Here is a 20,134-nt window from a genome sequence, read left to right as displayed (position 1 = left end):
AACCGTGTACGTACAAGCAGTGGGAGCCGTTTTAATACGGTGACTGCGTACCTTTTGTATAATGGGTCAGCGACTTACTTTCAGTGGCAAGCTTAACCGAATAGGGGAGGCGTAGGGAAACCGAGTCTTAATAGGGCGTTTAGTCGCTGGGAGTAGACCCGAAACCGGGCGATCTATCCATGGGCAGGTTGAAGGTTGAGTAACATCAACTGGAGGACCGAACCGACTACCGTTGAAAAGTTAGCGGATGACCTGTGGATCGGAGTGAAAGGCTAATCAAGCCCGGAGATAGCTGGTTCTCCTCGAAAGCTATTTAGGTAGCGCCTCATGTCTCACTCTGGGGGGTAGAGCACTGTTTCGGCTAGGGGGTCATCCCGACTTACCAACCCGATGCAAACTCCGAATACCCAGAAGTGCAATCATGGGAGACACACGGCGGGTGCTAACGTCCGTCGTGAAAAGGGAAACAACCCAGACCGCCAGCTAAGGTCCCAAAATCTAAGTTAAGTGGGAAACGATGTGGGAAGGCTCAGACAGCTAGGAGGTTGGCTTAGAAGCAGCCACCCTTTAAAGAAAGCGTAATAGCTCACTAGTCGAGTCGGCCTGCGCGGAAGATTTAACGGGGCTCAAACTTAGTACCGAAGCTGCGGATGCGTGCACTTCACTTAAGTACACACAAGCGATTGTCGGGCGCGAAGCGCACGACCAAGCGCCCCCCGAACGTTGAGTCGGGTGAGGAGTGTAAATTAAGTGTATTTAAGGAAGTGCACGCATGGTAGAGGAGCGTTGTGTAAGCCGTTGAAGCGAAAGCCGGGAGGCATCGTGGAGGTATCACAAGTGCGAATGCTGACATAAGTAACGATAAGACGAGTGAAAAACTCGTCCGCCGGAAGACCAAGGTTTCCTATCCAATGTTAATCAGGGTAGGGTGAGTCGGCCCCTAAGGCGAGGCAGAAATGCGTAGTCGATGGGAAACGGGCTAATATTCCCGTACCGGCTGTAACTGCGATGGGGAGACGGAGAAGGCTAGGCCAGCATGGTGATGGTTATCCATGTTTAAGGGTGTAGGCTGAGTGAGTAGGCAAATCCGCTCACTTAAGGCTGAGACTTGATGACGAGACTCGTATGAGTTGAAGTGGTTGATGCCAAGCTTCCAGGAAAATCCTCTAAGCTTCAGGTTACAGACGACCGTACCCCAAACCGACACAGGTGGTCAGGTTGAGAATACCAAGCGCTTGAGAGAACTCGGGTGAAGGAACTAGGCAAAATGGTGCCGTAACTTCGGGAGAAGGCACGCCGATGAAGGTGAAGGACTAGCTCCGTAAGCTTTTGTCGGTCGAAGATACCAGGTGGCTGCGACTGTTTATTAAAAACACAGCACTCTGCAAACACGAAAGTGGACGTATAGGGTGTGACGCCTGCCCGGTGCCGGAAGGTTAATTGATGGGGTTATCTTCGGAGAAGCTCTTGATCGAAGCCCCGGTAAACGGCGGCCGTAACTATAACGGTCCTAAGGTAGCGAAATTCCTTGTCGGGTAAGTTCCGACCTGCACGAATGGCGTAACGATGGCCACACTGTCTCCACCCGAGACTCAGTGAAATTGAACTCGCTGTGAAGATGCAGCGTACCCGCGGCTAGACGGAAAGACCCCGTGAACCTTTACTATAGCTTCACAGTGGACTTTGAATTTGTTTGTGTAGGATAGGTGGGAGGCTTAGAAGCGTGGACGCTAGTCTGCGTGGAGCCAACCTTGAAATACCACCCTGGCAACTTTGAGGTTCTAACTTAGATCCATTATCTGGATTGAGGACATTGTGTGGTGGGTAGTTTGACTGGGGCGGTCTCCTCCCAAAGAGTAACGGAGGAGCACGAAGGTACCCTCAGGCTGGTCGGAAATCAGCCAATGAGCGCAAGAGTAGAAGGGTGCTTGACTGCGAGACAGACACGTCGAGCAGGTGCGAAAGCAGGTTCTAGTGATCCGGTGGTTCTGAATGGAAGGGCCATCGCTCAACGGATAAAAGGTACTCCGGGGATAACAGGCTGATACCGCCCAAGAGTTCACATCGACGGCGGTGTTTGGCACCTCGATGTCGGCTCATCACATCCTGGGGCTGAAGCCGGTCCCAAGGGTATGGCTGTTCGCCATTTAAAGTGGTACGCGAGCTGGGTTTAGAACGTCGTGAGACAGTTCGGTCCCTATCTGCCGTGGGCGTTTGAGATTTGAGAAGAGTTGCTCCTAGTACGAGAGGACCGGAGTGAACGAACCTCTGGTGTTCCGGTTGTCACGCCAGTGGCATTGCCGGGTAGCTACGTTCGGACAGGATAACCGCTGAAAGCATCTAAGCGGGAAGCCCCCTTCAAGATGAGATCTCACTGGGCCCTTGAGGCCCCTAAAGAGTCGTCCGAGACCAGGACGTTGATAGGCAGGGTGTGTAAGCGTTGTAAGGCGTTGAGCTAACCTGTACTAATGGCTCGTGAGGCTTGACCATATAACGCCCAAGGCGTTTGGTTGGTGGGCTGGTAACAGAAGATCGCTACGCGGTTGACGCTTGTAGCGCTACAAGACACTGAATAATCTATTTCAAAGCAGTCCGAGTTGTTCCAGTTTTGTCTGGCGACCATAGAGACGTGGAACCACCTGATCCCATCCCGAACTCAGTAGTGAAACGCGTCATCGCCGATGGTAGTGTGGGGTCTCCCCATGTGAGAGTAGGTCATCGCCAGGCACTTAATATAAAAGAAAGGGTCACCCATCAGGGTGGCCCTTTTTTTTAYTATATTTGCTAGTTGAGCTACTCGCACATGGGGCCATGCGACAAAAGCGCGTAGCGCGTTGAACGTCGGCGCTAGCGACGACGGCCCCGAAGCGCAAGGCGCTGAGTGGGTGAGGGCGAAGCCCGAATAACGTAGGTCATCGCCAGGCACTTAATACTTAAAAAACCCCTGTCACTTCGTGCCAGGTGTTTTATTGGGGTTTTATCAGTGAAAAATATTTCGTGCTTCGTGCTCATGACTCTTGTGGTTAAAAGCAGTTAGCGCGTTGTTAAGAGTTAAATACCATAGTCCTGACGATATTGACGGATAGCTGCAAGCTCTGCCGGTTGGCTACCCAGCTCTTCCAGGTATTCAATTAACTGCGCCAGGGTGATTATGCTGATAACAGGAATAGCAAAATCGCGCTCCACTTCCTGGATTGCCGATAGCTCCGCACGGCCTTTTTCCTGACGATCCAGGGCAATCAAAACTCCAGCAGGTTGTGCATTGGCCCGCTCAAGAATCGCCATGACCTCGCGTATGGCCGTGCCTGCGGTAATTACATCATCAATTATCAATGTCCGTCCTTTCAGTTCAGCCCCACCAGTGATCCGCCTTCACCATGGTCTTTGGCTTCCTTACGGTTAAAGACATAGGGAACGTCGCGTTGGTGTTCTCCTGCAAGCGCTACAGCCGTGGTAGCGGCGAGAGGTATGCCTTTATAGGCCGGTCCGAAGAGTAGATCATATTCCACACCTGACTGCTGCAGTGCTGCTGCATAAAAGTGCCCCAGCTTACGCAGCGCTTCACCGGTACAGAATAGGCCAGCATTAAAAAAATAGGGGCTTACACGACCTGATTTCAGAGTGAATTCACCAAATTTTAGTACTTGGGTTTCAATGGCAAACTTGATGAATTCGCGTTGATAATCGTGCATAGGTAATCCGCTGGGTCTGAGTTAAAAGAAGTGTTAATGATAACCCTGTAGGGTTCACTGATCCATTAAGTTGCATAGTATAAATTTCTTTTTCGGCCTGTTACCGATACAATCTACGACTTAATACCAATAACATTAAACCTGCTCAACGGAGCCGCCCTAATATGCGCGTGATTTCTTTCAATACTGAAGGTATTGAACAAGCCGCTGACAAAGGATTCTTTGACTGGATGGTGAAACAGGATGCGGACGTAGTTTGTCTGCAGAGCCTCCGTGCTAAAGAGTACCAACTGGATGCGGATCGTTACCACCCTGAAGGTTACCATGCCTATTTCTTTGATGCGTTTGAGGATGGCTTTAGTGGTGTCGCTATTTACACTCGCCATGTACCCAAAGCTATCATGACTGGATTGGGGTTTGAGCAGTGTGATTTCAATGGACGCTTTATTCAGGCCGATTTTGACAAGTTCAGTATTTCTTCACTGACGATTCCATCAGGGCTAAAAAGTGATCAGGACCAGGCTGCTAAAATGGAGTACCTGGATCTGTTTATGGGTCACTTGAAAAAGACCTTGCGCAAGCGTCGTGATTTTATTTTCACTGGTACCTTTAATATTGCCCACAAACCAATCGATCTAAGTAATTGGTATGTAAATCAGCGTGTATCCGGCTTTTTGGCTGAAGAGCGCATCTGGATCGAAGAGATGTTCGGTGACCTTGGGTTTGTCGATGCTTTCCGTCAAGTGAATAAAGCAGACCGGCAATACACCTGGTGGCCTGAGTATAACCGTGCCTGGAAGCTTAACGAAGGTGCGCGTCTGGATTATCAGATTACCACGCCAAATCTACGCAAGACGATTAAGGAAGTGTCAATCTATAAAGATGAACGCTTTTCCGGACATGCTCCACTGATCATTGATTACGATCTGGATTTCTGAGCTAAACCGGCCCCGCCGTACAAGCGGGGCCAAACAATGCCTGGCTCAGCTGTTCTTTAGAACCGCTTGCTGGATCTCATTGATTTCTGCAATGCCTTTGCGTGCAAGATTGAGCATGGCATTCAGTTCTTCCTGAGAGTAGGGTGCTGCTTCAGCGGTTCCCTGCACCTCGATAAAACCACCAGCTTCAGTCATCACCACATTCATGTCCGTTTCAGCGACAGAGTCTTCTTCGTAGTTTAAGTCCAGTACCGGCTCGCCCTTACAAATACCAACCGACACAGCGGCAATAAGCTGTTTAAATGGATTACCTTTTACAGCACCATTTTTATCCTTGCGAAGAAACTCAATGGCATCGGCCAGTGCCACACAGGCGCCACTGATAGCTGCAGTACGGGTGCCGCCATCTGCCTGAATCACATCACAATCAATGGTGATGGTATTCTCGCCCAGCTTTTTCAAATCTATAGCCGCACGCAATGAGCGGCCGATCAGACGCTGAATCTCGATAGTACGTCCGGATTGCTTACCCCGGCTGGCTTCACGATCATTGCGGGTGTTAGTGGCTCGGGGCAGCATGCCATATTCAGCTGTTATCCAGCCTGAACCTGACCCACGCAGAAATCGGGGAACACCACGTTCAACACTGGCGGTACAAAGCACTTTGGTGTCACCGAACTCAACCAGTACAGAGCCTTCGGCATGACGGGTGTAATTCCGGGTCATTTTGATTTCGCGTAGTTGATCAGGCTGACGCCCTCCCGGACGGAGTTTATTCAGACCGAGACCTTTCAACTGATCTGACAAAGTTGAGCTCATTGTATCCCCTTGCTTGGCCGGCACCTGATAGAGTCATGGCACCAAGGCTGTTAATATAAGTCTAACCTGTGATTTTAGTCGAGATTGAGCCAAGATGACACGAAGCATGACCGCTTTTGCGGCCTTAAGTGACACATCCACTGAAACAGAGCTGAAATGGGAGCTACGTTCCGTTAACAGTCGTTACCTGGAAATGCATTTCCGCTTGCCAGATAGCTACCGTGATCTGGAGCCACATCTGCGTGAGCGCCTGAGAGCCCATTTAAATCGAGGCAAAGTGGAAATATCCCTGCGTGTTCAGGCGCAACTGAGTGATGCGCAGTTAAGCGTTGATAATGCGCTGGTGCAATCCCTGTTGTCAGCTATAGAGCGCGTAGAGACGCATCTTCAGGCCTCTACGGCACTGTCTCCTCTGGAACTACTCAAATGGCCTGGTGTGCTGAAACAGCAAGAATATCAGCAAGTGCCGGATAGCGATGTTCTGGCATTGTTTGATCAGGCACTGGCATCCCTCTGCGAAGGTCGTCTTCGTGAAGGAGAAAAGCTTTGTGTGATGATAGAGCAGCGCCTGGATGCCATCGCTTCAATACTGGCTGAGCTACGTCAGCAGCTACCGCAGCTACTGGCACGACAAACAGCCGCGTTGCAGGAGCGTATCGGTAAGCTGATCAGCGATACCGATCCAGCTCGTGTCGAGCAGGAAGTGGTTCTGCTGATCCACAAAGCCGATGTTGAAGAAGAGCTGGACCGACTTGATGCGCACCTCAGCGAAGTCCGTCGTGTACTGAAAACGTCTGAGCCGATGGGGCGGCGGCTGGATTTTCTGATGCAAGAGCTAAACCGCGAAGCAAACACCCTGTCATCCAAATCGATTGCTATCCTGTCTACTCAGGCGGCTATTGATCTTAAGGTGCTGATTGAACAGATGCGAGAGCAGATCCAGAATATCGAATGAGTCTATATGCTTGCAGGCTGTGGATTTAGGCGCATCATGTATCTAATATATGCAGTCAGGCAGACTATGCCACGTTGAATATACATCAAAGCAAGTTTCAAAACAGGACAGCCCAATGAATACCCCAGGTACGCTCTATATCATTTCAGCACCGTCCGGTGCGGGTAAAACCAGTTTAGTCAAAGCGCTTCTGGATAGAGATGCCGGTGTGCGTGTTTCCGTGTCACATACTACTCGTGCTGCTCGTGAGGGTGAGGTGGATGCTCGGGATTATAATTTTGTCAGTCATGAAAGCTTCGATGAAATGATCGGGTTGGGGCAGTTTTTGGAATATGCTGAGGTGTTCGGCAATAAATACGGTACCTCTCAGACCTGGGTGAAGGATCAGTTGGCTGATGGGGTGGATGTGATTCTGGAAATTGATTGGCAGGGAGCCCAGCAGGTGCGCCGTTTGATGCGGGGTGCCGTGTCAGTGTTTATCCTGCCGCCAGGCCGTCAGGCACTGGAACAGCGCCTCAAAGGGCGGGGTCAGGATGACGAATCAGTGATCGCGCTGAGAATGTCTAAGGCTGTTGATGAGATGAGCCATTATCCTGAGTTTGATTATGTTATAATCAACGATGATTTTGACCAGGCCCTTGAAGAACTACACAGTGTGTTCATCGCCAGGCGCTTAAGACAGGATGCTCAGCAGATAAAACATGCTGGCTTGTTGTCTGAACTCTTGTCGTGATACTGGTCATTTCGTAAACTATCGCATCTTTTTTGCCCCGAATCCTGAGGTTGGTATGGCCCGAGTAACTGTTGAAGATTGTCTTGATAATTTAGAAAACCGTTTTGAGCTGGTAATGGTAGCGTCAAAACGTGCGCGTCAGTTGGCTATAGGCGGTAAAGATCCCAAGGTTGAATGGGAAAATGATAAGCCACCGTTGTGGCGCTACGGGAAATCAGTGCAGGATTGATTGATCGTTCAGTGCTTGAAGATGCCGACGAGTTCTGATTCTTCCAATTACTTCACTTATGCGGCATCATCTTGGCAGGGCAGTTATTTTTTCTGAATAGCTGGTCTGAATACGGGAGGGGTGATGCCGACAATTGACGATCTTTCTCAGCGTCTGACTGAATATCTTGATCCGAACCAGATTAATTTGGTGCGGCGTGCCTATTATTACGCTGAGCAAGCCCATGATGGACAACGTCGTAAAAGCGGCGAACCCTATGTCACCCATCCACTGGCTGTAGCCTCCATTCTTGCCAGCATGCACATGGATCATCCGAGCTTGATGTCGGCCATGCTGCACGATGTGATTGAAGATACCGATATTAGCTATCAGGGTATTTCCGAGCAGTTTGGACAGTCCGTCGCTGATATTGTCGACGGCGTATCTAAACTGACCCACCTCGAGTTTGAGACCCGAGCCGAAGCCCAGGCGGAAAATTTCCAGAAAATGGTGTTGGCGATGGCGGAAGATATCCGTGTGATCATCGTCAAACTATCTGACCGGCTGCATAACATGCGCACCCTGGGCGCTATGCCAGCGGAAAAACAACGCCGTATAGCGCGTGAAACCCTCGATATTTATTCTCCGGTTGCCGCGCGTTTAGGTATGCGTGATCTGCAGGTGGAGCTGGAAGATCTGGCCTTCCAGGCGTATTACCCGATGCGGGCCAAGTATATTCGCCGTGCCGTAGTGAAGGCGCGAGGTCAGCGCAAGGATGTTATTTCAAGTATTGAGAAATCCATTGATAATCGCTTAAAAATGGAAGGACTGGTCGGTTCGGTTGTTGGGCGTGAAAAACACCTCTACAGCATCTATAAAAAAATGAAAACTCAGCGCAAAGCCTTCGTTGATATTATGGATGTGTTTGCGTTTCGTATCGTTACCGAAACTGTGGATGACTGTTACCGCATACTTGGAGCGGTACACAACCTGTATAAGCCGGTTCCTGGCCGCTTCAAAGACTATATTGCAATCCCTAAGGCAAACGGCTATCAGTCATTACATACTGATCTGTTTGGTGCCAAGGATATCACCATCGAAGTGCAGATACGCACCCGCGAAATGGATGCGGTTGCCAGCCAGGGTATCGCCGAGCACAGCCACTATAAAGTATACGGTGATTCAGACAGTGCGGTAGGTTCTTATAACCGTGCACGTAAGTGGGTAAAGGGTCTGCTTGAAATGCAGGAGCGGGCTGGTGATTCGATGGAATTCATTGAGCACGTGAAAAAAGACCTGTTCCCGGATGAGGTGTATGTATTTACGCCGAAAGGACGCATTCTTGAGCTGCCGAAGGGCGCGACGCCAGTAGATTTTGCTTATGCTGTACACACAGATGTAGGCAACTCCTGCGTGTCTTGTCGGATAGATCGGCGTTTGGCGCCGTTATCGCAACCACTTGAAAGCGGCCAGACGGTTGAAGTGGTTACGACACCTCGTGCGCAGCCGAATATGGCCTGGTTGAATTTTGTGGTAACCGGTAAAGCCCGATCCAGCATTCGGCATTTTCTTAAAAACCAGCAACGTCATGAATCTGTTGAGCTGGGGCGTCGCCTGTTGAATCAATTCCTGAGTAATTATGGCACCAGTTTGGAATATGTCGATTCAGAAAAGCTGACAGCGCTGCTGCAGGAAGCGGAGTTGGTGTCGCTGCAGGACTTGCTGGAAGATATAGGTATGGGTAATCGCATGGCTTACGTGGTCGCACGCCGCCTCAGGCCAGAGGGTGGTGACGAAGAGCCAGTACAGGCGGCTAACGGCAAACCCATAGCCATCAAGGGTGTTGAAGGGGTCGTGTTACAATATGCACGCTGCTGCCATCCGCTTCCGGGCGATACGATTGTTGGCTATTTAAGTGCCGGAAAGGGGATGGTGGTACATCGGACAGATTGCAGTAATCTGGGAGCTTTACGTGATGATCCAGAGCGCTGCATCTATCTTGAGTGGTCGGGTAGTGATGCAGATGAATACCCGGTGGTATTGCTGTTGGAGGTGGAGTCGCAGCGCGGTATTATTGCCAACCTGGCCTCAGCCGTTAGTCAGGCGGGTGCTAATTTGCTGAAAATCGATAGCGGTGAACATGAAGGCGAGATTTATAAGGTTCAAATGGACTTGGCGGTGAGTAACCGAGTGCATCTGGCTGGGGTCATCAGGAAACTGCGTCGTCTAAGGGCCGTGTTAAAAATAACCCGCCCTTGATCTGTCTCAGGCATCTTGAAACTGTTTTTCTGCACGGTTTTTGGCAACCTTGTCCGGGTCATACACACGGCCATTCATAAACAGGTAGACACCGTGTGGCAAAGTCTGAGCCAAGGCAACGGCACCCCCTAAATTAAACTCTGCATCGGTTTGTTTGCACAAAGCGGGCAGCATCGCACCGGTTAGAATAACGGTTTTTCCCGGGATGCCTTTCAGCTGTTGTGCCGTTAGTATCATGGTATCCGTGCCGTGTGTAATCACCAGATGCTCAGCGGATGAATCGGCTACTGTCTGATAGATGAGTTCACGATCCGCATCGGTTAGCTCCAGGCTGTCTTTGCGCAGCAAGCTGGTTACTTCCCAGCTCAGGTTTGGGTTGATGCTGTGAAGGATTGTTTCAGCTGCTGGATCACCGATGCTGAATTCACTCAGTGCATCAAAATAAATTTTATCGAAGGTGCCACCGGTGGTGATGATCTGAAGATGCATGTTGATTCCGTATAACTTGTAGTGAATTGGTTTGGTTTTTTTCAGCTTCTGTTACACTAGCTTAAATAATAAACAGATTATTACAATCATGAAGGGGTAGTAAATTGTCTGTCGGTGCGAGACCGTTAGGTCATGTTGAGCAAAATGTGGTCAGAATTGCCCTGGTGCATGATAAGCAGGGAAAAGCCTTGGTATTGGTTCCCGCCCATGCATTGTTGAATCTGGCATCCCTCTGGCGTTTGACTGGACGTCAATTACAACCGGTCAGCTGTGGTGATGCCCAGCGCTTTTTTACCCAGGATGGACTCAAAACACCTTGGGGGCAACAGCAGTTAATGGAGTTGCCGTTGATTGTTGATAGTGCTGTTGATCAGAAGCAAAAAGCCGAGCTTTGGGAGCCTTATACCGGGCTCAGGTTCAAAGCACGTGAAGAGTGGCTGCAAAAATCTGAACATACAGGCCCTTTGGGCCTGACCTCTGAACTTATCCGTGAACATACACCTCAGCAAAGTGATGCTGAAGCAATCACCCGGGCACTGGAGCATTTTTCGGCGCTGCGTGTGCGCCAGCGTTTGGAAGACACCCTCAGTCTGCCAGGTTTCAGTCAAACCACGCGAAAGCTGATTATGCTGCGCAGTGATCCCAACGCAAATATTGATGACCTGCTCAAGGTAATCAAGTTGGATGCGCCTGTTTGTGCTCAGGTCATGAGCTGGGCTGCATCACCTTATTATGCGGCACCCGGCAAGGTTGAGTCAGTCGAAGATGCGGTTATTCGTGTATTGGGTTTTGATCTGGTGATCAATCTGGCGCTGGGTGTGGCGATGGGACGGATCATGAGCTCCCGGATAATATGCTCAGAGGTGGAACTCCTTTCTGGTTTCAGTCAGTTTCACTGGCTGTTTTTGCGGATCACCTGGCCCGCTTGGTGCAGAGTGATGTGCAGCCTAAACCCGGTCTGATATACCTTTCCGGTTTGCTGCATAACTTTGGTTATTTGCTGCTATCCCATCTTTTTCCAGCTCAGTTTTCCACGCTATCACGCTATATCGAAGCCAATCCGCATCTGTCCTATACGTTGGTAGAGCAACAGGTATTACGCCTGACGCGGGAGCAGGTTGGGGCTTGGTTGCTGGAAAACTGGTCTTTGCCTGAGCCTGTATGTGTAGCTGTCAGGCGTCAGAATGAACCGGGCTACACCGGTAAGTTTGCGGAGTACCCGCAACTCATCAGTGTTGCCAGTCGGATTCTGCGAGAGCTTGGCTACTGTGATGGTCCGGTTGAGCCTGTTTCTGCAAGTGATTTAGTGCGTGTAGGCTTAACCCCTGAGTTGAAAGAGATGGCTGTTGAAGCCTTTTTAAATAGCCAGGAACAGTTACAAGAGCTGACCCGACTATTTGCACATTCAGAGGCTGAGTGAGTTTTTACTCAGCCTCCAGTTGTGCTTCATGCTCTTCCAGCTTCTCCAATAACTCCATCCATTGAAGTTCACTGCTTTCCAGTGCTTGTTTGAAATCAGTCTGACGCTGCAACAGGCTTTTCAATTCATCTTTGCGTTCGGCTGTATAGATATCCGCATCCGCTAGCCGTGACTCAATGTCGCTTAGCTCGCTACTAATGCGTGCCACTTCCTGCTCCAGTCTTTCTGCCTGTTTTCGCAGGGGGCGAAGAGCGGCACGCTGCTCTGCCTGCAGACGCTTGAGCTCTTTACGTTCAGTCGCGCTGAGTGAGCGGGATTCGGTTGAGCGAGCTGGGCCGTTATCTGTATTTTGCTGGCGTCGGTATTGCCCCAGCCAGTTCTGATAGTCATCCAGATCACCGTCAAATATTTGAACCTGCCATCGGCAACCAGCAGAAAGGAATCCACGGTATTACGCAACAGGTGGCGGTCATGTGATACGAGAATCAGGCTGCCTTCAAAGGTTTGCAAAGCCAGTGTCAGCGCATGACAGACTTCAAGGTCAAGGTGATTGGTAGGTTCATCAAGTAACAGCAGGTTTGGACGTTGCCAGCCGATCAATGCCAAGGCTACGCGGGCTTTTTCACCACCGGAGAAGCGTGCGACGGGTTCCAGAGCCTTGTCTCCGACAAAATCAAAGCTGCCTAAAAAATCCCGTATTGACTGATCTGTCGCCTTGGGTGACAAACGTTGAATATGTAAAAAAGGTGAAGCGCCGGGGTCCAGGGCTTCAAGTTGATGCTGGGCAAAATAGCCGATTTTGAGGTGTTCTCCAGCAACCAGTTGCCCGGAAAGTGGTTGCAAGTTCCCCGTTAGGTTTTGATCAAGGTGGACTTCCCTGCGCCGTTGGGGCCTAGCAAACCGATGCGCTCCCCGGGTGCCAGCGAGAGAGACAGTTTTTGCAGCACAGGTGTACCAGCATATCCCATGACTACATCTTGAAGTGACAAGAGCGGTGTTGACGTTTTATCACTGCTTTTGAACTCAAAAGTGAACGGGCTATCGATATGCGCGGGTGAAAGCTGCTCCATGCGTTCCAGCTCTTTCAGACGACTTTGTGCCTGTTTGGCTTTAGTGGCTTTGGCGCGAAAGCGACGCACAAAGTTTTCAATATGGCTGATGCGTTCCTGTTGTTTCTCGAAGGCGGCCTGCTGCTGTGATAAGCGTTCTGACTTGGCACGTTCAAACGCAGTGTAGTTGCCTTTGTACAGGGTAAGCTGTTGTGCTGACATGTGCACAATATGGCCAATGACATTGTCGAGAAAGTCGCGATCATGCGAAATCAGTAATAGTGTTCCCTGGTAACTGTTTAACCACTGCTCCAGCCAGAGTGTGGCATCCAGATCCAGGTGGTTAGTTGGTTCATCCAGTAGCAGTATATCTGAACGGCACATCAGTGCGCGTGCCAGGTTCAGGCGGATCCGCCAGCCTCCAGAAAAGGACGAGACTGATTTGTCAGAGTCTTCGGGTTTGAATCCCAGACCGTTAAGCAGTTGGTGAGCACGTGCTTCGGCACGGTAGCCGTCAATACTCTCAAGTTCGGCATGAAGCTCGCCGGCACGGCTCGGATTATGACCCGCTTCGGCTTGCTGTAATTGCTGCTGAATACGGCGCAGTTCCTGGTCGCCATCTAACAGAAAATCCAGTGCACGACGCTCACTCGCAGCAACCTCCTGGGCCATATGTGACAGAGTGGCTGACGCTGGGATTTTCAGGTCGCCGGTATCGGCTTGCAACTGGCCAAGCAGTAGCTGGAACAGGCTGGATTTGCCCACACCGTTACTGCCAATAATACCGACCTTCCAACCATGATGCAGGGTCAGGTTGGTGTGATCGAGGAGCCGCGTTGTGCCGCGTTGTATGCTAAGGTTAGTCATCTGAATCATGACGGGATTTTAGCATAGAATGCAGCTGGACAATCCACTCTGGCGTTATGCGCTTAGGGTTTATTCGCAACCTTCCGTTGAGCCGGCTTGTCTGGCTGCTCAGGCCGCTGGTTTGCATGTCAATACACTGATGTTGTGCTGCTGGCTGGCTACCCAAGGCGAAGTTTATCAGACTGAAGATTATGCCCGTGTTTGTAGCTTATGGCGCGATCCAGTGTTGCTGCCATTGCGGCGAATACGCTATCAGGTAAGAGAACTGCATGAGCAATGCGCAGGGATGCAGGTGTGTTACGAGCAATTGAAGCAGGCCGAACTTGCCGCTGAGCAGGTCGAGCTTGCCTGGTTGTGGCAAGTGCATCAGGAGCGGGCGTTGCCAGCTGCAGCTCGCTGTGCAGCAGATAGATCACCCGAGATGTTGGCGCGGCAGAATATAGCCCGTTACCTGAATGCCGTTGATCTGAACGCAACGACTCAGATCGACTGCTGTAATCAGTTGGTCGATGTGGTTTTGGCTTGCCACTGGTAAATTACTGAACTTTGACGTTAAATGTTCGACTAACAGTTACACTGTTAATGTCTAACAGCTTATACAAATCGATAGGATGGGATTATGAAAAAAATTGCACTGGCAGTGATGATGGCCGGTAGTGTTAGTCTGGCGCAGGGGCTGCATGCGCAGGCATTGGAAACAGATGAGCAGAAGTTAAGTTACAGTTTGGGTGTCATGATCGGTGAGAATATTCTGATTCAGGACTTCCAGACACTGGATACCGAAGCGTTTCGCCAGGGTATTGATACAGTTTATGGTAACCAAGAGGCCCTGATGACGCCGGAAGAAATCATGGCGACCATGCAGGAGTTTCAGCAGCAGCAAATGCAAGCGCAGCAGGCTGCTCTCGCCGAAATTTCTGAAGAAAACCTAAAAAAAGGTCAGGCTTTTCTGGAGGAGAATGCTAAGAAGTCCGGTGTTACCACAACGGACTCCGGGCTACAGTATGAGCAGCTAGAAGCCGGTAATGGTGCATCGCCGACTGCCAGTGATGTGGTTAAAGTGCATTATCGCGGCAACCTGGTTGATGGCACTGAATTTGACAGCTCCTATGCACGTGGTGAGCCAGTGTCTTTCCCGCTGAACGGCGTGATTGGTGGTTGGACCGAAGGCTTGCAGTTGATGAAAACTGGAGAGAAAGCGCGTCTGGTTATACCTGCCGATCTCGCTTACGGTGCCAATGGTATGGGTAATGCTATAGGCCCAAATGAGACGTTAGTGTTTGAAGTTGAGTTAATTGAAGTTAACCCGGAAATGGATAACTAATACAGCATTTAAAATAATATAGCCTGGTCAGCTTGTCTGCCGGGCTATTTTGTATTTTATCTTAGTTCATTCAACAGGCCATTAGAGCCAACCGCAACCAGCCCTTCACTATGGCTTGAAAAGCCAACTGCGTAGACGCCCGTTTGTACCGGTCCCATATGCCCGCGTTGTGCAACACGCCAACTGCGAAGATGCTTGCCATTGCCGACATCCCACAGCATGACGCGCCCTGATGCCGTACCAGTTACCAGTTGACTGCCATCAGTAGAAAAGCGTGCTGAAAGATGGCTTAGCCGGCGAGTAAAGAAGGACTCATCACCACTGAGTGAGTGTACTTGTTCCCCGCTATCTGTACGCCAGAGCCGTGCACTATTTAGAGTGGCTGCGCTAAAGGCAAGCTGAGAGTCTGGGCTCAGAGCAACCCGGTTAACAACATTGTCGAATTCATGTTGCGTCAGTAGTGTTTCGTTTTCCAGATCCCAGAAGCGGGCGATATAGTCGTCTGCACCAGTTAAGGCGTAACGTCCATCTTGACTTAAAGCAACACTGCGGACTCTGGCAGGGTGTCGAAGCGTACGACGAACACCACCATTTTTAATATCAAAATAGACGGCGGTATGATTAGCTAACCCCAGCAGGGCGAAATCACCATTGACTGATAATGCCATGTCTAGAATTTCACCCGGACTGCTCCAGAACCACACGGGTTGCCCGTCACTGAGTTGCCATAACACTAAATCTGTAGTGGTTGCTGTAGCGGCGTAGCTACCGTCTGGAGAGAAGGCGCTGGCGACCAGGTCCGAAAAGCCGTCTTCAACATGGTTCCAATCGTACAGGCGCTCACGGTTAACAAGATCCCATAGGTGACCGCCGAGTTCAAAAGAGCCAATCATGGCATAGCGCCCATCTTCTGATACCGAAGCGCTGTAAGCTCCGCCAGCGGTTAATGCGAAATTGTTATCCGGCTGTTGAGCTGTATCGCAACCACTCAACAGCAGGCACAGCGTCAGCACAACCAGTGGGGCTTTCATGCCGTTGTGTTTACCTGTTCACTATGGGCATTGTGGAGAATCTCGATTAGCTGATCTTCAAGCTCAAAGCGTTCTTCAAGCTTCTCCCCCAGCAGTGACACACGAGTCGAAAAATCACGTAACTCACGCAGTGTCGGGCTAGTGAAACCATGGGTGTCATCATTGAAATCCAGTGCAAAATCGGTAGAGGTTTGGATTAATGGCAAGAGCCTTTGGGCTTTATTAACACTACCATCTTGAAAATCCTTACCTTCATTCAGTAGTTGCTCGTAAACCTCGAAGTGTCCGGATGAAATATAGTCGATCAGGTTAGAGCAAAACTCATCCAGTCGGGCATTCAGTGGCTCACCTACTTCAGCATCGGGTAGATTGATAAAGCCACTAATGACTCTCTGACGTTGTTCCAGCCAGTGGTCGATGATTTGGCTGACACCGCCCCAGCGTTCCCTGGCGTTGCGACATTTTTCCAACATGGCTAAGGTTCTCCTAATGACTCAAAAAATGACTGAACTTGTCAGTTATCGGGCAACAGTGTTAGACAGTTAAGCACTATGACACCATAGTAATGCCAGATATGGCGGGCGGCAACCTGACAGTTGCAAAACTATCAGATAAAATCAAAACAATAGATGAGCTGATTTTCTGACGGGAGACAAAGGTGGTGTTAAAACGTGTGCTGTTAATGCTAGTGCTGGTGTTTTTACCGCCAAGCTTCGTGCAAAGTGAAGAGTATCTCAATTACATTGAGCTACAGTCCTTTGTGACCAATTTCGGAGAGGTGCAGTCCGGACCGCTGCGCTTCATGAAGGCTGATGTGACTCTGCATCTGGCAGATGGAGGGAATCGTATTGATGTGGAAAAACACATGCCGCACATCCGTAATGATCTTATTTTTCTGTTTAAGCAACAAAAAGAGCCGGACCTGGCTACAGTAGAAGCCCAGACTCTTTTAGCACAGAAAGCGTTGCGTGCAGTACAGCAAGTGCTGGTTGATGAAACAGACCACCCGCAGGTGGATGACTTGTTTTTTACCAGTTTAGTAATACAGTAGTCTGACGCTCCGCGACGGCTTACTCGCTGTTGTAACTCGCCAGAAATGCATCGAAGCTTATGTCATCGGCCGCTTCGATGCTGGCCTGTTCCAGTAGTGATGTCTGTGCTTCGCATTTCAAGCGCGCTTTGAGTTCTGGAGCCAATGGCTTTTGCATCAATGTGTCACGGTGCTGTCGGCTCAGGTCTCTAACCCAGTGATGGTAGCTGCCGCCAGCGGCTTTAAGGGCATCCAGAACCTGAGCAGAAGGGGTTAGTTCAGGATTCTGAAGTTTTTCCCGTTGCAGTACCACCGCGTTTGAGTAGCGATCTGTATCGTTTGCCTGATCCAGTACACTGGCGGTGCGGGCGACCTGATCAAGAATCGTTTCTCCCAATGCGGTACGGCTGACCTCTCCTGCCGCGGTGAGGAGCATCAGTCCTGGTTCGCGCCCCCGGTTTACGATGCGCTGTTGGTTTTCAGAAATCATGCCGCACTCGGCATCGCTTAGCTCAGTATCATTGCATAACAGGCAGGTCACCAGGAATGCATCCATGAAGTGGGCTTGTTCGCCACTGATTCCTATAGGTAGCAGCGGGTTGATGTCGGTGTTGCGTACTTCGATATACTGTACACCCCGGCTCAGTAGAGCATGTATGGGTTTCTCGCCAGACTCAGTCACACGTTTGGGGCGAATGTCGCTGTAATATTCATTCTCTATCTGCAAAATATTACTGTTGAGCTGGCGGTAAGTACCATCCACTTTCACACCGAGGCGTTCATACGCCGGATGTGATGTATGAATAGCCCGCTGCAGTGAGTCGGTGTAACTGTCGAGGCGGTTATAGCAGATATTCAGCGATGACTGAATGCGGTTGGAATAGCCCAGATCACTCATACGCAACGAAGTTGCCCAGGCTGATAAAGTGTATCTTCGGCCAGGCTTTCAAGATTATGAGGTTGCTGGCCCATAAAGCTGCGGGTTAAGGCAGGTGTGGCCCCGAACAGGTAGAGCAATAACCAGCCAAAGCGGCGGAAGTTACGGATCATCCGGAAGTAACTGGCTGAGCGGAAATTGCTCATTTCACCCTTGTCTTTACAGATTGCCTGGTAGGCGGGCCAGAGTTGTTCAGGCAGGGAAAAATTATAGTGAATGCCCGCGATGGTTTGCATCATTTTGCCATAGCGGTGTTGCAGGCCTACCCGGTAGATATGTTTTAGACGACCAATGTTAGAGTCGCCATAAAAGGCAATAGGGATTTCATCTTCACCCGAAATGTCGCAAGGCATGCTGGCACACCAGATAAGCTCATCCTGCATGACTTCATAACTGAAACGGTGTAGATCACTTAAGTGGCTGAGCATCACGTCGGTATCCTGAAAAACCGGGGTGATAAACTCCACTAGTGCTTCCGAGTAATCAGTAGTGATCTCACTGTGAGTCAACGCCGAGCCTAAGCCTATGGGGTGTGCGCTTTGTGCAATATGCCCGGTGGGAGTGACCCGCAAGCCCTCTTTTTCCAAGCCGTGTTGAAGTTGTGTCAGTAGGCGGCTATTGCCATCACGTAACAGCTGGTTTAAATGATGATCGAGGGTAGCAGACAAAATTCAATTCCCTGTTTTATTGTGATCTGTATGGCGGTCATTATAAACCAACCTATCCTGAATGGGGTTGCCAAGTACACTGGACAAGGTGTGTCAGGATTTTTTTTTCATACTCAGTGCTATACGCTTACGTTTGCTGTCCACTTCCAGTACCCGCACTGACACGATTTGACCGTTACTGACCAGACTGTGGGGGTCTTTGACATAGGTATCTGAAAGCTGCGAAATGTGCACCAGCCCGTCCTGATGTACGCCCAGATCGACAAAAGCACCGAAATTAGTGATGTTAGTGATGACGCCCTCCAGTTGCATACCGGGGAGCAGGTCATCAATGCGCTGGACACGGGTATCATATTCGACTGAACGAAAGGCTGGACGTGGATCGCGTCCGGGTTTTTCCAGTTCGCTGAGTACATCTCGCAGGGTGTAACTACCGTGTTGGCTGAGCGCTTCCGGTCGTGTGGCCTGGAGCTTATCAGGTGCCTGCAGTAGCTGGGGTACAGTCAGTCCCCAAAGATTGGCAATGTCTCTGACCAGTGGGTAGGACTCAGGGTGCACAGCCGAATTATCCAACGGCTCATTACCATCGCGGATACGCAGGAACCCCGCGCATTGCTCAAAGGCTTTCGGCCCCAGACGTGGCACTTTTAGAAGTTGTTTACGGCTGCTGAAGCGCCCTAATTGCTCCCGCTGACTGATCAGGTTGGCTGCCAGGGTGCTGTTCAGGCCCGCGACTCTTTGCAGCAGCGGTTGTGAGGCGGTATTCAGGTCGACACCAACATGGTTGACGCAATCCTCGACTACTGCATTCAGCTTGTTGGCCAGCGCTTTTTGATCAACATCATGCTGATACTGTCCGACCCCGATGGCTTGAGGGTCTATTTTAACCAGCTCAGCCAAAGGGTCCTGCAGCCGACGGGCAATGGATACTGCGCCGCGTAGAGTAACATCCAGCTGAGGAAATTCTTCAGCAGCCAGTGCAGAGGCCGAGTAGACTGAGGCACCGGCTTCGCTGACCAGCATGGCTGCCACACCAGCAAAGTCTGGCTGCTGCAAAAGCGGCTGTACCCAGGATAGGGTTTCCCGTGAGGCGGTGCCGTTGCCGATCGCAATCAGGGTAACCTGGTGTTTTTGTATTAACTGTGCAAGCCGCTTTAGTGCAGCTTCACCCTGGCGTTGTGGCGGGTGGGGGTAGAGGGTGTCACATTCGAGTAACTGGCCCGTGGCATTAACGATGGCGACTTTCACACCCGTACGTAGCCCTGGATCCAGCCCTAACGTGACGTGTGCACCCGCAGGTGCTGCCAGTAACAGGTCGCGCAGGTTGCGAGCAAAGACTTCAATGGCAGCTGTTTCCGCCTGATTGCGCAGCTGTTTGATCAGCTCATTGTCTAGCATGGGTGCCAGCTTTTGCTTCCAGCTTAGTAGCAGGGTTTGTTGAAGCCAAGGCGAGCAACGTTCAGGTGAAAGGCGGTTGGCCCTGGCGATCTCATGTACAGGCCGGTCCTGTAACTCATCCGCTAATTGCAATTTAAAATTGAGTACGCTTCCTGCTTGCCGCGCAGTATCGCCAGTGCCCTGTGTGAGGGAACTTTGGACAGGCGCTCAGCATAGTTGAAGTAGTCGCGGTACTTGCTGTCAGGATCTGTTTTATTCTTAACAGCGGATACCTCCAGCATCCCTTGCTGCCAGAGCAATTGGCGCAAGCGGCCAAT

General features: G+C 50.5%; 14 protein-coding genes, 2 rRNA genes and 5 pseudogenes. 12 read left to right on the top strand and 9 right to left on the bottom strand.

All coding sequences use genetic code 11. From position 1 onward, the window contains the following. Together LH51_RS17730 and rrf are read left to right on the top strand one after the other, a co-directional pair. Positions 1-2,490 (top strand): 23S ribosomal RNA (locus LH51_RS17730); the annotation flags it as partial. A 121-nt stretch (positions 2,491-2,611) separates the two neighbouring features. After that, a 5S ribosomal RNA gene (gene rrf, locus LH51_RS17725) occupies positions 2,612-2,727 on the top strand. A 324-nt stretch (positions 2,728-3,051) separates the two neighbouring features. On the opposite strand, the pseudogene pyrE reads toward rrf, so the two are convergent. Continuing rightward, positions 3,052-3,692 (bottom strand): annotated as a pseudogene (pyrE, locus tag LH51_RS17720) (orotate phosphoribosyltransferase). Positions 3,693-3,856: 164 nt separating this feature from the next. Between pyrE and LH51_RS17715 the strand changes: the two are divergent. Further along, a complete protein-coding gene (locus LH51_RS17715; protein WP_036524809.1) occupies positions 3,857-4,630 on the top strand; it encodes an exodeoxyribonuclease III in 774 nt (257 codons plus the stop codon). Positions 4,631-4,675: 45 nt separating this feature from the next. Here LH51_RS17715 and rph read toward each other — a convergent pair whose 3' ends face one another. Next, complete coding sequence (gene rph / locus LH51_RS17710) at positions 4,676-5,449, bottom strand: ribonuclease PH (protein ID WP_052063912.1); 774 nt, start codon at positions 5,447-5,449, stop codon at positions 4,676-4,678. Positions 5,450-5,543: 94 nt separating this feature from the next. Here rph and LH51_RS17705 point away from each other — a divergent pair, with 94 nt between their 5' ends. The 4 genes and pseudogenes from LH51_RS17705 (at position 5,544) to LH51_RS17690 (ending at position 9,604) form a co-directional block, all read left to right on the top strand. Next, the gene (locus LH51_RS17705) at positions 5,544-6,404 is read left to right on the top strand and encodes a YicC/YloC family endoribonuclease (protein ID WP_036524807.1); all 861 of its coding nucleotides are present in this window, start codon (positions 5,544-5,546) and stop codon (positions 6,402-6,404) included. Positions 6,405-6,519: 115 nt separating this feature from the next. Beyond that, a complete protein-coding gene (gene gmk / locus LH51_RS17700; protein ID WP_036524804.1) occupies positions 6,520-7,137 on the top strand; it encodes a guanylate kinase in 618 nt (205 codons plus the stop codon). Between the two features lie 55 nt (positions 7,138-7,192). Then, a pseudogene (gene rpoZ / locus LH51_RS17695) lies at positions 7,193-7,404 on the top strand (DNA-directed RNA polymerase subunit omega). Positions 7,405-7,489: 85 nt separating this feature from the next. Further along, complete coding sequence (locus tag LH51_RS17690; RefSeq protein ID WP_036524802.1) at positions 7,490-9,604, top strand: RelA/SpoT family protein; 2,115 nt, start codon at positions 7,490-7,492, stop codon at positions 9,602-9,604. Between the two features lie 6 nt (positions 9,605-9,610). Here the strand turns inward: LH51_RS17690 and LH51_RS17685 are convergent, their stop codons facing one another. Next, on the bottom strand, positions 9,611-10,093 hold the full coding sequence (locus tag LH51_RS17685) for an asparaginase domain-containing protein (RefSeq protein WP_036524800.1): 483 nt from the start codon (positions 10,091-10,093) through the stop codon (positions 9,611-9,613). Positions 10,094-10,197: 104 nt separating this feature from the next. Here LH51_RS17685 and LH51_RS23755 point away from each other — a divergent pair, with 104 nt between their 5' ends. Beyond that, complete coding sequence (locus LH51_RS23755; RefSeq protein WP_052063911.1) at positions 10,198-11,055, top strand: HDOD domain-containing protein; 858 nt, start codon at positions 10,198-10,200, stop codon at positions 11,053-11,055. After that, positions 10,947-11,513 carry an HDOD domain-containing protein gene (locus tag LH51_RS23150; RefSeq protein WP_268746599.1) on the top strand — a complete coding sequence of 189 codons (567 nt, stop codon included), beginning with the start codon at positions 10,947-10,949 and terminating at the stop codon, positions 11,511-11,513. The genes LH51_RS23755 and LH51_RS23150 overlap by 109 nt, the downstream gene beginning before the upstream one ends. Before the next feature lie 4 nt (positions 11,514-11,517). On the opposite strand, the pseudogene LH51_RS21735 reads toward LH51_RS23150, so the two are convergent. Beyond that, positions 11,518-13,438: pseudogene (locus tag LH51_RS21735) on the bottom strand (ATP-binding cassette domain-containing protein). A 19-nt stretch (positions 13,439-13,457) separates the two neighbouring features. On the opposite strand from LH51_RS21735, the gene LH51_RS17670 reads away from it, so the two are divergent. After that, a complete protein-coding gene (locus LH51_RS17670) occupies positions 13,458-13,964 on the top strand; it encodes a TIGR02444 family protein (protein WP_052063909.1) in 507 nt (168 codons plus the stop codon). A gap of 84 nt (positions 13,965-14,048) precedes the next feature. Then, a complete protein-coding gene (locus LH51_RS17665; RefSeq protein ID WP_036524797.1) occupies positions 14,049-14,753 on the top strand; it encodes an FKBP-type peptidyl-prolyl cis-trans isomerase in 705 nt (234 codons plus the stop codon). 56 nt (positions 14,754-14,809) lie between these two features. Here the strand turns inward: LH51_RS17665 and LH51_RS17660 are convergent, their stop codons facing one another. Beyond that, positions 14,810-15,784 (bottom strand): WD40 repeat domain-containing protein, encoded by a 975-nt coding sequence (locus tag LH51_RS17660; protein ID WP_036524795.1) that lies wholly within the window; start codon positions 15,782-15,784, stop codon positions 14,810-14,812. Beyond that, positions 15,781-16,257, bottom strand: a complete 477-nt coding sequence (locus LH51_RS17655; RefSeq protein ID WP_036524793.1) for an Rsd/AlgQ family anti-sigma factor — start codon at positions 16,255-16,257, stop codon at positions 15,781-15,783. Before LH51_RS17655 ends, LH51_RS17660 begins: the two co-directional genes overlap by 4 nt. Positions 16,258-16,442: 185 nt before the next feature. On the opposite strand from LH51_RS17655, the gene LH51_RS17650 reads away from it, so the two are divergent. After that, the gene (locus tag LH51_RS17650) at positions 16,443-16,835 is read left to right on the top strand and encodes a flagellar basal body-associated FliL family protein (protein ID WP_144244318.1); all 393 of its coding nucleotides are present in this window, start codon (positions 16,443-16,445) and stop codon (positions 16,833-16,835) included. 19 nt (positions 16,836-16,854) lie between these two features. Here LH51_RS17650 and gshA read toward each other — a convergent pair. The 3 genes and pseudogenes from gshA to LH51_RS24965 all read right to left on the bottom strand — a co-directional run. Continuing rightward, positions 16,855-18,338, bottom strand: a pseudogene (gene gshA / locus LH51_RS17645) (glutamate--cysteine ligase). A 174-nt stretch (positions 18,339-18,512) separates the two neighbouring features. Next, positions 18,513-19,817, bottom strand: a complete 1,305-nt coding sequence (locus tag LH51_RS17640) for a helix-hairpin-helix domain-containing protein (protein ID WP_144244320.1) — start codon at positions 19,815-19,817, stop codon at positions 18,513-18,515. Beyond that, positions 19,812-20,125 (bottom strand): annotated as a pseudogene (locus LH51_RS24965) (RNA-binding transcriptional accessory protein); the annotation flags it as partial. The pseudogene LH51_RS24965 and the gene LH51_RS17640, both read right to left, overlap by 6 nt. Between the last annotated feature and the right edge of the window lie 9 nt (positions 20,126-20,134).

It is taken from the genome of Nitrincola sp. A-D6 (genome assembly GCF_000764495.1).
GTDB lineage: Bacteria > Pseudomonadota > Gammaproteobacteria > Pseudomonadales > Balneatricaceae > Nitrincola.
Note: the sequence above shows the minus strand (reverse complement) of the source record. Positions and strands in the feature narration are given on the sequence as shown.

Coding starts and splice junctions, on each gene's coding strand:
- LH51_RS17715 (WP_036524809.1), top strand. CDS start 3,857: ATGCGCGTGATTTCTTTCAATACTGAAGGTATTGAACAAGCCGCTGAC.
- rph (WP_052063912.1), bottom strand. CDS start 5,449: ATGAGCTCAACTTTGTCAGATCAGTTGAAAGGTCTCGGTCTGAATAAA.
- LH51_RS17705 (WP_036524807.1), top strand. CDS start 5,544: ATGACACGAAGCATGACCGCTTTTGCGGCCTTAAGTGACACATCCACT.
- gmk (WP_036524804.1), top strand. CDS start 6,520: ATGAATACCCCAGGTACGCTCTATATCATTTCAGCACCGTCCGGTGCG.
- LH51_RS17690 (WP_036524802.1), top strand. CDS start 7,490: ATGCCGACAATTGACGATCTTTCTCAGCGTCTGACTGAATATCTTGAT.
- LH51_RS17685 (WP_036524800.1), bottom strand. CDS start 10,093: ATGCATCTTCAGATCATCACCACCGGTGGCACCTTCGATAAAATTTAT.
- LH51_RS23150 (WP_268746599.1), top strand. CDS start 10,947: ATGCTCAGAGGTGGAACTCCTTTCTGGTTTCAGTCAGTTTCACTGGCT.
- LH51_RS17670 (WP_052063909.1), top strand. CDS start 13,458: ATGCAGCTGGACAATCCACTCTGGCGTTATGCGCTTAGGGTTTATTCG.
- LH51_RS17665 (WP_036524797.1), top strand. CDS start 14,049: ATGAAAAAAATTGCACTGGCAGTGATGATGGCCGGTAGTGTTAGTCTG.
- LH51_RS17660 (WP_036524795.1), bottom strand. CDS start 15,784: ATGAAAGCCCCACTGGTTGTGCTGACGCTGTGCCTGCTGTTGAGTGGT.
- LH51_RS17655 (WP_036524793.1), bottom strand. CDS start 16,257: ATGTTGGAAAAATGTCGCAACGCCAGGGAACGCTGGGGCGGTGTCAGC.
- LH51_RS17640 (WP_144244320.1), bottom strand. CDS start 19,817: ATGCTAGACAATGAGCTGATCAAACAGCTGCGCAATCAGGCGGAAACA.